This window comes from Brevundimonas sp., from assembly GCF_019636155.1.
Taxonomy (GTDB): Bacteria; Pseudomonadota; Alphaproteobacteria; order Caulobacterales; family Caulobacteraceae; genus Brevundimonas.
The window spans coordinates 1-13,504 of the sequence record NZ_JAHBYB010000021.1 but is presented as its reverse complement, the minus strand read 5'-3'; the positions used below and the strand labels follow the sequence as shown (position 1 = coordinate 13,504).

At 70.1% G+C, this 13,504-nt stretch carries 13 protein-coding genes; 7 read left to right on the top strand and 6 right to left on the bottom strand.

All coding sequences use genetic code 11. The features are described from left to right. Positions 1–182 precede the first annotated feature (182 nt). The 3 genes from KF910_RS13635 to carB all read left to right on the top strand — a co-directional run bounded on the left by KF910_RS13635 (position 183) and on the right by carB (position 4,781). Entirely contained in the window at positions 183–893 is a 711-nt protein-coding gene (locus KF910_RS13635) for an HAD family hydrolase (RefSeq protein ID WP_292263845.1), read from the top strand. Positions 894–1,005: 112 nt separating this feature from the next. After that, a complete protein-coding gene (locus tag KF910_RS13630; RefSeq protein ID WP_292263842.1) occupies positions 1,006–1,323 on the top strand; it encodes a ribonuclease E inhibitor RraB in 318 nt (105 codons plus the stop codon). 11 nt (positions 1,324–1,334) lie between these two features. Then, the gene (carB, locus tag KF910_RS13625) at positions 1,335–4,781 is read left to right on the top strand and encodes a carbamoyl-phosphate synthase large subunit (RefSeq protein ID WP_292263839.1); all 3,447 of its coding nucleotides are present in this window, start codon (positions 1,335–1,337) and stop codon (positions 4,779–4,781) included. On the opposite strand, the gene mnmH is transcribed toward carB, so the two are convergent. Both mnmH and selD read right to left on the bottom strand, forming a co-directional pair. Then, entirely contained in the window at positions 4,772–5,824 is a 1,053-nt protein-coding gene (mnmH, locus tag KF910_RS13620) for a tRNA 2-selenouridine(34) synthase MnmH (RefSeq protein ID WP_292263836.1), read from the bottom strand. The genes carB and mnmH overlap by 10 nt on opposite strands. Continuing rightward, on the bottom strand, positions 5,821–6,861 hold the full coding sequence (selD, locus tag KF910_RS13615) for a selenide, water dikinase SelD (protein ID WP_292263833.1): 1,041 nt from the start codon (positions 6,859–6,861) through the stop codon (positions 5,821–5,823). Before selD ends, mnmH begins: the two co-directional genes overlap by 4 nt. 126 nt (positions 6,862–6,987) lie before the next feature. Here selD and KF910_RS13610 point away from each other — a divergent pair, with 126 nt between their 5' ends. From KF910_RS13610 to KF910_RS13600, 3 genes are all read left to right on the top strand, one after another. Beyond that, positions 6,988–7,197, top strand: coding sequence for a hypothetical protein (locus KF910_RS13610; protein ID WP_292263830.1), 210 nt, complete (start codon positions 6,988–6,990; stop codon positions 7,195–7,197). Positions 7,198–7,352: 155 nt separating this feature from the next. Then, complete coding sequence (gene greA / locus KF910_RS13605) at positions 7,353–7,826, top strand: transcription elongation factor GreA (protein WP_292263827.1); 474 nt, start codon at positions 7,353–7,355, stop codon at positions 7,824–7,826. Positions 7,827–7,830: 4 nt separating this feature from the next. Then, positions 7,831–8,811, top strand: coding sequence for a mitochondrial fission ELM1 family protein (locus tag KF910_RS13600; RefSeq protein WP_292263824.1), 981 nt, complete (start codon positions 7,831–7,833; stop codon positions 8,809–8,811). On the opposite strand, the gene KF910_RS13595 is transcribed toward KF910_RS13600, so the two are convergent. Then, positions 8,808–9,008 (bottom strand): hypothetical protein, encoded by a 201-nt coding sequence (locus KF910_RS13595; protein WP_292263821.1) that lies wholly within the window; start codon positions 9,006–9,008, stop codon positions 8,808–8,810. The genes KF910_RS13600 and KF910_RS13595 overlap by 4 nt on opposite strands. Positions 9,009–9,077: 69 nt before the next feature. On the opposite strand from KF910_RS13595, the gene trxB reads away from it, so the two are divergent. Beyond that, entirely contained in the window at positions 9,078–10,085 is a 1,008-nt protein-coding gene (gene trxB / locus KF910_RS13590; RefSeq protein ID WP_292263818.1) for a thioredoxin-disulfide reductase, read from the top strand. 25 nt (positions 10,086–10,110) lie between these two features. On the opposite strand, the gene KF910_RS13585 is transcribed toward trxB, so the two are convergent. The 3 genes from KF910_RS13585 to KF910_RS13575 form a co-directional block, all read right to left on the bottom strand. Beyond that, a complete protein-coding gene (locus tag KF910_RS13585; protein ID WP_292263816.1) occupies positions 10,111–10,518 on the bottom strand; it encodes a response regulator in 408 nt (135 codons plus the stop codon). 65 nt (positions 10,519–10,583) lie between these two features. Beyond that, positions 10,584–12,149, bottom strand: a complete 1,566-nt coding sequence (locus KF910_RS13580; protein WP_292263813.1) for a sensor histidine kinase — start codon at positions 12,147–12,149, stop codon at positions 10,584–10,586. Positions 12,150–12,239: 90 nt separating this feature from the next. After that, positions 12,240–13,436: a cell wall hydrolase gene (locus KF910_RS13575; RefSeq protein WP_292263810.1), complete on the bottom strand. Its 1,197-nt coding sequence runs from the start codon at positions 13,434–13,436 to the stop codon at positions 12,240–12,242. Positions 13,437–13,504: the final 68 nt, after the last annotated feature.

Here is a 13,504-nt window from a genome sequence, read left to right as displayed (position 1 = left end):
ACGTGTGAGGTCGAAGGTCGGAGCCTGCGGTCAGCCCCCTCCACCGAGGGGGGAGGATCGAAGAGACGTTCGCCCGGTAGGGTGAGGGGAACAGGGCGTGGGTGACGGCGGGGGCTGGGGTTTCGGCTCGGGAGGCGGTAAGGACCGCCTCCTTTTCCTTCCGTCTCCGCTCGGTTCCGCCAATGACCATCACCACCGTCGGTCTCGATGCCGACGACACCCTCTGGCACAACGAGACGATCTTCCGCCTGACGCATGAGCGGTTCGTCGATCTTCTGGACGATCACGGCGACGCCGAGACCATCGAGGCGCGGCTGGCCGAGACCGAGCGGCGAAACCTGCGCCTCTACGGCTATGGGGTGAAGGGTTTCACCCTGTCGATGATCGAGACGGCGATGGAGCTGTGCGACGGCGGCGCCCCGCCCGAGGTGGTGCGCGAGATCCTGGCCGCCGGGCGCGAGATGCTGGCCCATCCGGTCGAGACCCTGCCCGGGGTGGACGAGGCCCTGGCCGCCCTGTCGGAACGCTATCGCCTGGTGCTGATCACCAAGGGCGACCTGATGGACCAGGAACGAAAGGTCGCGGCGTCCGGCCTGGGCGAGCTGTTCGCGGCGGTCGAGATCGTGTCGGAGAAGGACCGCGCCACCTATGACCGGGTCTTCACCCGCCACGGCACGGGGCCGGACCAGGCGGTGATGGCCGGCAATTCGATGAAGTCCGACGTCCTGCCGGCGCTGGAGGCCGGGGCCTGGGCGGCGCACATCCCCTATCACATCACCTGGGCGCACGAGATGGCCGACGCCCCCGCGGGCCATCCCCGCTATGGCGCGCTGGAGGCCATTTCGGACCTGCCAGCCTGGATCGATGCGCGGACGGACGAAACCGGCCGATAATCGCTTGCTCCGGCCGCCCCCCGCCATTAGACGGGCCGCTTAGCCGACAAGCCGCCGGACCGCTGCGCCTCCCCGCGCCGGCCTTCGCGCGCGCCGGGGCCGGAGGACCGCCGTGAGCGACGCCGAAGCCAGCCATGAGGAACGCGACGCCATGATCCGCGCCGCCCTGGCCGAGCATGGCGATTCCGGCATCACCCCGCGCCACACCCTGTTCTACTTCTTCGGCGACGACGAGGGCCTGGGCGACCTGAACGAGGTGGCGCGCCGGGCGGGATACCTGACGCGGGGGTCCGAGGATTCCCTGGTCCTGGAGACGACCATGGCGGTGGACGAGGCCTCGTTCGCGCCGGTGTCGGCGATGATGCAATCCTGGGCCGCGGCCTTCCAGCTGGACTACGACGGCTGGGAATGCGCGGTGGTGACGAACTGAAGGCCTGACCCATGCCCAAGCGCACAGACATCCAGTCCATCCTGATCATCGGCGCCGGCCCCATCGTCATCGGCCAGGCGTGCGAGTTCGACTATTCCGGCGTCCAGGCGTGCAAGGCGCTGAAGGCCGAGGGGTACCGGGTCATCCTGGTCAACTCGAACCCCGCCACCATCATGACCGACCCCGAGGTCGCGGACGCCACCTATATCGAGCCGATCACGCCCGAGGTGGTCGAGAAGATCATCGCCGCCGAGAAGCCCGACGCCCTGCTGCCCACCATGGGCGGCCAGACGGCGCTGAACACCGCCCTGGCGCTGGAAAGCTCGGGCGCCCTGGCCCGGCACGGGGTCGAGATGATCGGCGCCCGCGCCGAGGTGATCGACAAGGCCGAGGACCGCCAGAAATTCCGCGACGCCATGGACAAACTGGGCCTGGAATCGCCCCGCAGCCGCGCCGTCCACCATATCGACGAGGCCGAGGACGCCCTGGCCTTCGTCGGCCTGCCCGCCATCATCCGCCCCAGCTTCACCCTGGCCGGGACCGGCGGCGGCATCGCCTATAATGTCGAGGAGTTCCGCGAGATCGTGGAGCGCGGCCTGGACCTGTCGCCGACCACCGAGGTGCTGATCGAGGAATCGGTTCTGGGCTGGAAGGAATACGAGATGGAGGTGGTCCGCGACCGGGCGGACAACTGCATCATCATCTGCTCGATCGAGAACGTGGACCCGATGGGCGTCCACACCGGCGACAGCATCACCGTGGCCCCCGCCCTGACGCTGACCGACAAGGAATATCAGCGGATGCGCACCGGCTCGATCAACGTCCTGCGCGAAATCGGGGTCGAGACGGGCGGTTCGAACGTCCAGTGGGCCATCAATCCCGCCGACGGCCGCATGGTGGTGATCGAGATGAACCCGCGCGTGTCGCGGTCGTCGGCCCTGGCGTCCAAGGCCACCGGCTTTCCCATCGCCAAGGTCGCGGCCAAGCTGGCGGTCGGCTACACCCTGGACGAACTGACCAACGACATCACCCAGGTGACCCCGGCGTCGTTCGAGCCCAGCATCGACTATGTCGTCACCAAGATCCCGCGCTTCGCCTTCGAGAAATATCCGGGCGCCGAGCCGATGCTGACCACCTCGATGAAGTCGGTGGGCGAGGTCATGGCCATCGGCCGCACCTTCCAGGAATCGATGCAGAAGGCCCTGCGCGGCCTGGAAACCGGCCTGTCGGGCTTCGACGAGATCGAGATCGAGGGCGTGGCGGGCGCCGAGGACGATGCGGGCGCCCGCGCCGCCGTGGTGCGCGCCCTGGGCCTGCCGACGCCCGACCGCATCCGCGTCATCGCCCAGGCCTTCCGACACGGCCTGTCGGTCGAGGAAGTCGCCGCCGCCTGCGCCTACGAACCCTGGTTCCTGCGCCAGATCGCGGACGTGGTGCGCGAGGAAGGCCACATCCGGGTCAAGGGCCTGCCGGGCGCAGAAAAGCCCTTCCCCCTCGATGGGGGAAGGGTTGGGATGGGGGTGACGTCGCATCAGGATGAGGCGCAGGCCGGTGATACACGAGCCGCCGCCGTCACCCCCAACCCCGGCCCTTCCTCCATCGAGGGGGAAGGGAGAGAGGCCGCCGCACGCGAGTTCCGCCGCCTGAAGGCCAAGGGCTTCTCCGACGCCCGTCTGGCAGCCCTGACCGGAAGCACCGAGCACGAGATCCGCCGTCTGCGGCGCGCCCTGGACGTCCGGCCCAGCTTCAAGCGCATCGACACCTGCGCGGCCGAGTTCGCCAGCGCCACCGCCTATATGTATTCGACTTATGAGACCGGCGCCCTGGGCCAGGCGCCGGAATGCGAGGCCGAGCCGTCGGATCGCAGGAAGGCCGTCATCCTGGGCGGCGGGCCGAACCGGATCGGCCAGGGGATCGAGTTCGACTACTGCTGTTGCCACGCGGCCTTCGCCTTCGACGACATCGGCGTCGAGTCGATCATGGTCAACTGCAACCCCGAGACGGTCTCGACCGACTACGACACCTCGGACCGGCTGTATTTCGAGCCTCTGACGGCCGAGGACGTGCTGGAGCTGATCGAGGTCGAACGGTCGAAGGGCGAGCTGATCGGGGTGGTGGTGCAGTTCGGCGGCCAGACGCCGTTGAAGCTGGCCCATGCGCTGCAGGAGGACGGGGTGCCGATCCTGGGCACATCCGTGGACTCCATCGACCTGGCCGAGGACCGCGAACGGTTCCAGCGGATGCTGAACGACATCGGCCTGATGCAGCCCCCCAACGCCCTGGCCCGCAGCGCCGAGGAGGCCGCCGACAAGGCCGAACAGGTCGGCTATCCGGTCGTGCTGCGCCCCTCCTACGTCCTGGGCGGACGCGGGATGATGATCGTGCACGACCGCGAACAGCTGGACCGCTATGTCCACGAGGCCATGCGGGTGTCGGGCGACGATCCGGTGCTGATCGACCACTATCTGAACCGCGCCACCGAGGTGGACGTGGACGCCCTGTGCGACGACCAGACGGTCTTCGTCGCCGGCGTACTGGAGCATATCGAGGAGGCGGGCGTCCATTCCGGAGACAGCGCCTGTTCCATGCCGCCGCATTCCCTGAAACCCGAGATCGTCGCAGAGCTGAAGCGCCAGACCGAGGCCATGGCGCGGGCGCTGAAGGTGCGCGGCCTGATGAATGTGCAGTTCGCCATCGAGGAGCCGCACTCCGACGCCCCGCGCATCTTCGTGCTGGAGGTCAATCCGCGCGCCAGCCGCACCGTGCCCTTCGTGGCCAAGACCATGGGCGCGCCGGTCGCCGCCATCGCCGCCAAGGTGATGGCGGGCGAACCCCTGGCGTCCTTCGGACTGAAGGACCGACCGCTGGACCATATCGCGGTCAAGGAAGCGGTCTTCCCCTTCGCCCGCTTCGCCGGGGTCGACACCGTGCTGGGCCCCGAGATGCGCTCGACCGGCGAGGTCATGGGCCTGGACTGGAAACGCGAGGGCGAGGCCGATCTGGCCCCGGCCTTCGCCCGCGCCTTCCTGAAGTCCCAGATCGGCGGCGGCACGACCCTGCCCTCGTCCGGCTGCGCCTTCGTGTCGGTGAAGGACAGCGACAAGCCCTTCATCCTGGAGGCCGCGCGCACCCTGCTGGCCCAGGGCTTCAGCCTGATCGCCACCGGCGGCACCCACGCCTATCTGGCGGAACAGGGGATCGAGGTCGGCCTGGTCAAGAAGGTGCTGGAGGGCCGCCCCCACATCGTCGACGCCATGAAGAACGGCGAGGTCCAGCTGGTCATCAACACCACCGAGGGCAAGCAGTCGCTTCAGGACAGCTTCAGCCTGCGTCGCACCGCCCTGATGATGAAGATTCCCTATTACACCACCGCCACCGGGGCGCTGGCGGCGGCGCAAGGCATCGCCGCCCTGCGCGCCGGCGACCTGGATGTCCGCCCGATCCAGGCCTACGGCTGAGGCTGACCCAGGGCGCGGGCCACCGCCTGTGTCGCCCGGTTCAGGGCCGTCTCGGAAAGATCGCCCGCGTCGATGACCGCCATCGGATCATCGGGCGCCGCGCTGCGCCCATAGGCCGGGTCGTAGTGGGTTTCGATCAGCGCCCTGGCCAGGGCCAGGTGTTCGCCCGCGGCGGCCAGGGCGCGCCAGTCGGCCACGGTCGCCTTCGAGACATGGCGCGGCATGCGGGCGAAGGCCCGTTCCAGCGCCGCCGCATCGGCCGCCGTCCCGGCATAGGCCCGTGCGCTGAAGGCGGCGCGGGCCGGGACCGGCGCGGTCAGGGCGATGCGCGGCGCGGCCTGCATCGCGGCCCATAGCCGGGGCGGGACCAGGCGCGCGCCCACCTTGCTGGATTCCGCCTCGACCACCACCGGCCGGACCGGGTCCAGTTGCTCCAACGCCGCGAAAAGCCGGCTTTCGAACAGTTTCTGCGGCGGCTGCCCGCCCGGCTGGCCCCCGAACAGCGAGCCGCGATGATTGGCCAGCCCCTCCAGGTCCAGGGTCTGGACGCCCCGGGCCGCCAGTCGATGCAGCACCTCGGTCTTGCCCACCCCCGTAGGCCCGTCCAGCAGGACCAGGGGATGCGGGACGGGGGCGTCATACAGCGCCTCCGCAACCCGCCGCCGCCAGGTGCGATAGCCGCCGTCCAGCACGGCGACGGTCCAGCCGACCTGGTCCATCACCGCCGCCATGGCGCCCGAACGCTGACCCCCGCGCCAGCAATAGACCAGGGGGCGGAAGCCGCCGTCCCGATCCGCCAGGGCGCCCTCCAGATGACCGGCGATGTTGCGCGCCACCAGGGCCGCCCCCATCCGCCGGGCGCGGAATTTCGAGCCCCGGACATATTCGGTTCCGACCCGAGCCCTTTCAGCGTCGTCCAGAACCGGCAGGTTGATCGCGCCGGGCAGGTGGTCCTGGGCGAACTCGGACGGGCTGCGGACATCGATGAGGGCGTCGAAGGCCCCCCGCGCCTGCGGCCCCAGGTCGTCGGTGCGCCGGATCACGTCACCACGACCCGCGCCGGACCGTCCGCCACCCGCCCGACCACCGCCGCCTGGTCGAAGCCCTCGGCCCGGACCAGGGCCAGCACGGCCTCGGCCGCCTCCTGCGCGCAGGCGACCAGCAGCCCGCCCGAGGTCTGGGGATCGGTCAGCAGGTCGCGCATGACCCCCGGCTCCAGCCCCCGGACCCCCTCGCCATAGCTGGCCCAGTTACGGCCCGAGGCGCCGGTGCGGACCCCGTCGGCCAGCAGCGCCTCCACCCCCGGCAGGACGGGCGCGGCCGAGGCGGAAATCTCGACCGTCGCCCCGGCCCCGCGCGCCATCTCCAGGGCGTGACCCAGCAGGCCGAATCCGGTGACGTCCGTCATCGCATGCACCCCCGTCTGGTCCGCCAGCCGGGCGCCGACCGCGTTCAGCCGCGTCGTCGAGCCGATCAGGGCGGCGTAGCCGTCCGCATCCAGCCTGCCCTGCTTGAAGGCCGCGCTCAGCACCCCCACCCCCAGGGCCTTGGTCAGGATCAGCCGGTCGCCCGGCCGCGCCCCACGATTCGTCAGCACCCGCCGGGGATCGATCAGCCCCAGGGCGACCAGGCCGTAGATCGGCTCGACGCTGTCGATCGAATGGCCGCCGGCCACCGGAATACCGGCCGCGGCGCAGACCTCGGCCCCGCCCGCCAGAATGCGGCCGATGGTCGCCGTCGACAGGACGTTCACCGGCATCCCGACCAGGGCCAGGGCCAGGATGGGCCTGCCGCCCATCGCATAGACGTCCGACAGGGCGTTGGCGGCGGCGATCCGGCCGAAGTCGAACGGATCATCGACCACGGGCATGAAGAAGTCGGTGGTCGCCACCAGGGCCTGATGGTCGTTAAGCCGCCAGACCGCCGCGTCGTCGCTGGTCTCTGTCCCGACCATCAGATCGGCGAAAGCCGCCGCCTGGGGCATGGCCGCCAGCATCTCGCGCAGCACCCCCGGCGCAATCTTGCAGCCGCAGCCGCCACCATGGGCCAGGGAGGTCAGACGCGGTTCTGCGGATTCCATGCCGACGGCTTAGCCCAACCGGCCCCGAACGCAACGTCCGCCCGACGCCGGTCCGCCTTCGGGGCCTTGCAGACCGATACCAAGGGTCGCCGGGAAACCCCTGGCCGCGCCAATCGTTAACGTGCCATGCGCCTCCAGTCCGCCCAGATCGTCCTGGCCCTCGCCGCCGCCGTCGCCTTCGTCATCGCCTTCATGGCGGCCGGGGCCGTGCTGGTGTCGGGCCTGTTCCTGGTCGCCGGGCTGGCGGCCCTGGGCCTGCTGGCCTGGAGCCTGATCCGGCGGGTTCTGTTCCGAGGGCGGCTGGCCGCCGCACGGCGTGATCGCCACGCCGCCTGAACCCATCCGGCCCGGACCGGCGTTATTCAGCGATCTTGAATTTTCGCCCTCGTCGGCCTAGTCTTTTCGTCCCCCGCCGCGCTCGCCCCGCGGCGGGGTTCACTTTCCCCCTTCTCCCCTTCAGTCTCCAGGGCGACTTAGAAAATCCTCTGACAATGGAAAAAGTGCCGATGACGGCCGAGGGCTATCGCGCCCTCGACGATCAGTTGAAGCAGTTGAAGTCGGTCGAACGGCCGGCGGTGATCGCGGCCATCTCCGAGGCGCGCGCCCACGGCGACCTGAGCGAGAATGCCGAATACCACGCCGCCAAGGAGCGCCAGGGCTGGATCGAGGGCCAGATCGCCGAGATCGAGGACAAGATCAGCCGCGCCCAGGTCATCGACGTGTCGAAACTGTCCGGCGACCAGGTCAAATTCGGCGCCACCGTCACCGTGATCGACGAGGATACGGACGAAGAGAGCCGCTATCAGATCGTCGGCGAGCACGAGGCCGACGTGAAGGCCGGCCGCATCTCGGTCGCCTCGCCCATCGCGCGGGCGCTGATCTCCAAGGCCGTGGGCGACACGGTCGAGGTCAACACCCCCGGCGGGGTCAAGGCCTACGAGATCGCCAAGGTCGAGTGGAAGTAGGGCCGTGGCGGCGCCCGCGCCGCTGACGATCCGCGTCGTCTCCGACGGCCGCGCCGGCATCCGCAACCAGGCCCAGGGCCTGGCCGAGGCCGTGGCGCGGCGGACACCGGCCGTGATTCAGGACCGCACCGTCCGCTGGCGGCCGCTGTTCGACGCCCTGCCCGCCGACCTGAAGCGGACCTTCATGCTGGACCCGGCGACCGACGCCCTGGACGGGCCCGCGCCCGATCTGTGGATCGCCGCCGGTCGGGCCAGCCTGCCGCTGTCGCTGTGGATGCGGAGCCGGGCCGACCCGCGCCCCCTCGTCGTTCAGGTCCAGGACCCGCGCCTGGACCCGCGCCGGTTCGACATGGTGGTGGCCCCGGCCCATGACCGGCTGTCGGGCGACGCCGTCTTCGAGATCATCGGCAGTCCGCACCGCATCACGGCGCAAGGGCTGGCCGAGGCTGCGCCGGGCTTCGCCGACCGGATCGATGCCCTGCCCCATCCGCGCGTCGCGGTCCTGATCGGCGGCCGCTCCGGCGCCTTCGACCTGACGCCTAGGCATGCGGCGGACCTGGCGGACCGTATCGCGGCGGCGGTGACGGCGGCCGGAGGGGCCCTGCTGCTGACATTCTCGCGCCGCACGCCCCCGGCCGCGCGCGCGATCATGGCCGAGCGGCTGAAGGCCCTGCCCGGCTGGATCTGGGACGGAACCGGGGACAATCCCCTGTTCGCCTTCCTGCAGGCCGCCGACCACATCCTGGTCACCGAGGACAGCGCCAATATGGCCGCGGAGGCCGCCTCGACCGGCAAGCCGGTTCATATCCTGCCGATGGTCCCGCGTGGGTCGGGCGGCAAGTTCGCGCGGCTGCATGCCGAACTGGCGGCCCACGGCGCGGCCCGTCCGTTCGACGGGCGTCTTGAGGGATGGACCTATCCACCCCTGGCCGAGACCGACCGGGCCGCACAGGCGGTGCTTCAGGCCCTGGCGGCGCGGGGTTAGTCCGCGTCCGGATCGCCGCCCTTCCGGCCCTTGGCCGCCATCAGGGCCAGGCCAAGGGCCGTGCCGACACTCAGACCGACGGCGATGCCGAGCGCCAGATTGTCCATGGCCGTGCCCAGGCCGACGCCGATGGCGACGCCCGCGCCCATGCCGATCGGCAGGAAGGCCGCGCCGTTTTCCCCGGATTTCTTCGCCATGCGTCCGCTCTCCCAAAGGTCAGGCCAGTCTAGCATCGCGCGCGTCGGAATCAGCGCCTAAATAGGGGCATGAGCACTCCCCGCACCGTTCGTGTCGCCGTGATCGGGTCCGGCCCCGCCGGCTGGACCGCCGCCATCTACGCCGCCCGCGCCTCTCTGAACCCGGTGGTCATCGCCGGCATCCAGCCGGGCGGCCAGCTGACCATCACCACGGACGTCGAGAACTATCCCGGCTTCGCCGAGACCATCCAGGGCCCCTGGCTGATGGAGCAGATGCAGGCCCAGGCCGAGCATGTCGGGACCGAGGTGGTCCACGACATCGTCACCCGCGCGGACCTGTCGTCGCGTCCGTTCCGCCTGACGCTGGATTCGGGAACCGAGATCCTGGCCGAGACGGTCATCATCTCCACCGGCGCCCAGGCCAAATGGCTGGGGCTGGACTCGGAGGCGAAATATCAGGGCTTCGGCGTCTCGGCCTGCGCCACCTGCGACGGCTTCTTCTATCGCGGCAAGGATGTGGTGGTGGTCGGCGGCGGCAATACGGCGGTCGAGGAGGCGCTGTTCCTGACCAATTTCGCCCAGAGCGTCACCGTCGTGCATCGCCGCGACGAATTCCGCGCCGAGAAGATCCTTCAGGACCGGCTGTTCGCCCATCCCAAGATCAAGGTGATCTGGAACCATCAGGTGGAAGAGATCGTCGGCGTCGTGGACGGCGTGGCGCGCAACGTCACCGGGGTGCGGTTGAAGAATGTGCTGGATGGTTCGAGCCAGGCGATCGCCGCCGACGGTGTCTTCATCGCCATCGGCCATGCCCCGTCATCCGAACTGTTCGCGGGACAGCTGGAGACCAAGGCCGGGGGCTATCTGGTGGTCAAACCGGGCACGACAGCGACGGCCGTCGAGGGGGTCTATGCCGCCGGCGACGTGACCGACGACGTCTATCGCCAAGCCGTCACGGCCGCCGGCATGGGCTGTATGGCCGCCCTGGAGGCCGCCCGCTTCCTGGCCGAACAGGACCACAAGGCCGCCGGCCACCCGATCAGCCACGCCGAGGTGGAAAAGATCGGCGTCTGGTAGGGCCTGGACGCTTGAACGCAATGGTTCAGGCGAACAGCTGCAACTGGGGCGGGGCGTATTCGACCGGCCGGCCCTCGCGGCGGCTGAGGGCGTATTCGACCGCGGACTGAACGGCCTGTTCGTCGGTCGGCTTGGACAGGACGCCGATGGTCCCGGCCACGCCCTGGCCCAGCATGCCGGGATTGGCGGTCATATAGAGGACCGTGACGCCTTCTTCCTGAGCCAGGTCGCGGCCCAGTTCCACGCCGGTCGGCCCGTCGGAAAGATGGATGTCGACCAGGGCCAGATCGACCTCGGTCTCACGCACGACATCGCGCGCCGTGCGCGCATCGGCGGCGGCGGCCACGACCTCATAGCCCAGGTCTTCCAGGACGAAGCGCAGCTCCATGGCCACCAGGGCCTCGTCCTCAATGATCAATATACGCGCGGTCATGGTCTTGTCGGTCAGGTCTCGTGGCCTGTGAACGCCGAGGACGAACGCAGGTTTCCAGCAAAGGTCTAAATATCGGCTTTCTGAGCCGCCCGGCGGCGCGCCAGGGCCACATCGGGCAGGTCGGCGACGACGCGCAGCCCCTGGGCCCGCCACTCGCGCTCCAGCCGTCCACCCAGTTGGCCTTCCACCGACAGGGTCGCCAGTGACGAGCCGAAGCCGGCGCGCCGCGGAGGTCCGTTCACCGGGGGGCCGCCCTCTTCGGTCCAGGTCAGGATGAAACGATCGTCCCGGCCGACGGTGTCCAGGGTGACCCGTCCGCCATCGACCGACAGGGCGCCGTATTTGGCCGCATTGGTCGCCAGTTCGTGAAACAGCAGGGCCACAGAGGTCGCCGCCTGGTCGTCGAAACTGGCGTCGTCGCCCGACAGGATGACGCGCGGGCGGCCCTGGGCATCGACATAGGGGCGGAACAGGGCGGCCAGGAAGGCATGCAGGGTCATGTCGCCCATCAGGGGCCGCGAGATGTCGGTGTGCGGCCGGACGAACTCATGCGCCCGCGCCAGGGCGCCGATCCGCGTCCGCAGCGAGGCGGCGAAATCCCGCGCCTCCGGATACTGCCTGGCCGACAGGGCGATCAGGGCCGAAACTACGGCGAAGATGTTCTTGATACGGTGGCTCAGCTCCTGGCTCACCAGCTCCTTGGCCTGCTCCAGCCGCTTCAGGTCGTCGATGTCGGTGCAGGTGCCGAACCAACGGGTGATCCGTCCCTCGTCGTCGCGCAGGGCCGTCGCCCGTCCCAGGGTCCAGCGATAGACCCCGTCGTGGCGCCGCAGCCGATATTCGATCTCGTAGGGTTCGCCCGTCTCCAGCGACCGCCGCCACCGGGCCCAGGCCCGATCCCGGTCGTCCGGATGGAACATGCCGTTCCAGCCCTCGCCGTCCGTCGATCCGGCCGGCACGCCGGTGAACGCGTACCAGCGGGCGTTGTAATAGTCGTGGAAGCCGTCCGGGAGGGTGGACCAGACCATCTGGGGCATGGCGTCGGCCAGAACGCGGAAACGAGCGTCGCTGTCGAAGGCCGCCTTCTGAGCCTCGCCCAGCTCGGCCCGCACGGATCGTTTGGCGGCGACCACGCGGCGCAGCTCCATCAGGCTGGTCGCCTGTCGGCCCAGAACCTCGAGAGTCCGCATCTGGAGGTCCGTCAGGCCCTCGGGTCGGACCTTGGTGTCCAGGACGCACAGGGTCCCCAGGGCGAACCCGCCCGGCGACCGCAGCAGCACCCCGGCGTAGAAGCGCAGGCCCGGCTCGCCGGTCACCAGGGGATTGCAGGCGAAACGCGGATCCCGGGTCGCGTCCGGCACGATCATCCGGTCGGTTTCCAGCAGGGCGTGACGGCAGAAGGAGGTCTCCAGCGGCGTTTCGCGCACGCCCAGCCCGACCTCCGCCTTGAACCACTGGCGCTCCGCATCGATCAGATTGATCACCGCGATGGGGGTCTCGCAGATCCGGGCCGCCAGGTCGCACAGGTCGTCGAACGCCGCCTCCCGCTCCGTATCCAGGATGTCGTAGGCGCGCAGGGCGGTCAGGCGTTGGGCTTCGTCCCGATCAGGGCGGATGTCGTCACTGCTCACTGAATCGGGGTTCCGAAAGGCTGTTTGCCGAACCTTCACAATGCGTTCGCGGCCCAAGCGTTGCAAACGGGCCGGCGTTCAGGCCCGATTTCAGCTGGCCGGCCGCCCCACCTCCTCGACCGCCATGGGGGTCACGCCGGGCGGCGGCTCCGCGGGCCGGGCGGTGGCGGCGGGGGGCGGCAGGACGGCGTCCAGGCGGGCGTTGATCTGAGCCACCTCCTCACGTGTCGGCAGGCGGCGCCCGCCCAGGCTGGCGGCGCCGACCACGCGGGTCTGGCCGTCGATCTGGACAGTCCGCATCTCGACCCCGCGCGCCTCGGCGATGGCCGCCACGGCGGCGGCCTCGGCGGTCTCCCCCGTCTGGGCGGCCAGCAGCAGGCGCGGCCGGGCGAAGCGGGCCTCGTCGATCACGGGCTCGCGGCCCGAATAGGTCTGACGGAAGGCGGCCATCTCGCCGCTGATCCCCTTCCAGCGATAGAAGATATGCGCCCCGACCTGGGTGATCTTGGCCAGGGTCGGCGACCACCAGGGATGCACATAGTCGGCGTGATAGTGGGTCGCGGTGCCCACCCCGACGGCGACATGGCCCGCCAGGGCCCGCTCGGCCACCCGCCGCGCCCGGTCCCAGGCCCAGCCGACCGGCGCCTGGCCCAGGGCGCCGTCGCAAGTGAAGCTGAACTGGCAGCCCGTGGTCCGCTCGGCCCCCTGATAGACCACGCCGCAGATACTGTCGGGGTAGTTGGGATCGCGCACCCGGTTCAACACCACCTGGGCCACCCCCTCCTGTCCCAGGGCAGGCTCCAGCGCGGCCTCGTAATAGACCGCCTGGGTCAGGCAGCGCAGGGCGCGGCGGCGATCCTCGGCCGTCTTGGGGGTGAAGGCGAACGGCCGCGCGGGCCGCAGGGCGCCCGAGGTCACCGGCATGGCGGCGTTCAGCTTCCGCGCCTCCAGACCGATAACCCCGTCCTCCAGCCCCGGCTTGCCCGCCAGGGTCAGGGTTTCCCAACCCGGCGTCAGCCCATAGAGGGCCGCCTGCCGCAGCAGGGGGTCATGGCGTTGCGCCAGGGCCAGCTGGGCGGGATCCAGCCGACCCTGCACCCGGGCCAGGCCGGCGGCCGAAATCTCACCGCCCGTCAGCCGCGCCACCGCCTCGGCCGTGCGGTCGATGTCCGGACGGGGGGTCGAACCCGCGGTCATGGCGACGCCCAGCACGGCGGCCGCCGCGGGCGCCGCCGCCGCGGCGCGCCGCGCGCCCGCCTTCAGCCTGTTCCAGACGATCTGCTGCATTCGGCATCTCTTTACCGCAGGGATTCGGCGCTTTCGCGGCCGAATATCGGCGGTGCGGGGCGGTCCTT

Excerpts from the sequence above, each read along its gene's own strand:
- carB (WP_292263839.1), top strand. The coding sequence starts at position 1,335 with ATGCCCAAGCGCACAGACATCCAGTCCATCCTGATCATCGGCGCCGGC.
- selD (WP_292263833.1), bottom strand. The coding sequence starts at position 6,861 with ATGGAATCCGCAGAACCGCGTCTGACCTCCCTGGCCCATGGTGGCGGC.
- greA (WP_292263827.1), top strand. The coding sequence starts at position 7,353 with ATGGAAAAAGTGCCGATGACGGCCGAGGGCTATCGCGCCCTCGACGAT.
- KF910_RS13575 (WP_292263810.1), bottom strand. The coding sequence starts at position 13,436 with ATGCAGCAGATCGTCTGGAACAGGCTGAAGGCGGGCGCGCGGCGCGCC.
- trxB (WP_292263818.1), top strand. The coding sequence starts at position 9,078 with ATGAGCACTCCCCGCACCGTTCGTGTCGCCGTGATCGGGTCCGGCCCC.
- KF910_RS13585 (WP_292263816.1), bottom strand. The coding sequence starts at position 10,518 with ATGACCGCGCGTATATTGATCATTGAGGACGAGGCCCTGGTGGCCATG.
- KF910_RS13610 (WP_292263830.1), top strand. The coding sequence starts at position 6,988 with ATGCGCCTCCAGTCCGCCCAGATCGTCCTGGCCCTCGCCGCCGCCGTC.
- KF910_RS13595 (WP_292263821.1), bottom strand. The coding sequence starts at position 9,008 with ATGGCGAAGAAATCCGGGGAAAACGGCGCGGCCTTCCTGCCGATCGGC.
- KF910_RS13635 (WP_292263845.1), top strand. The coding sequence starts at position 183 with ATGACCATCACCACCGTCGGTCTCGATGCCGACGACACCCTCTGGCAC.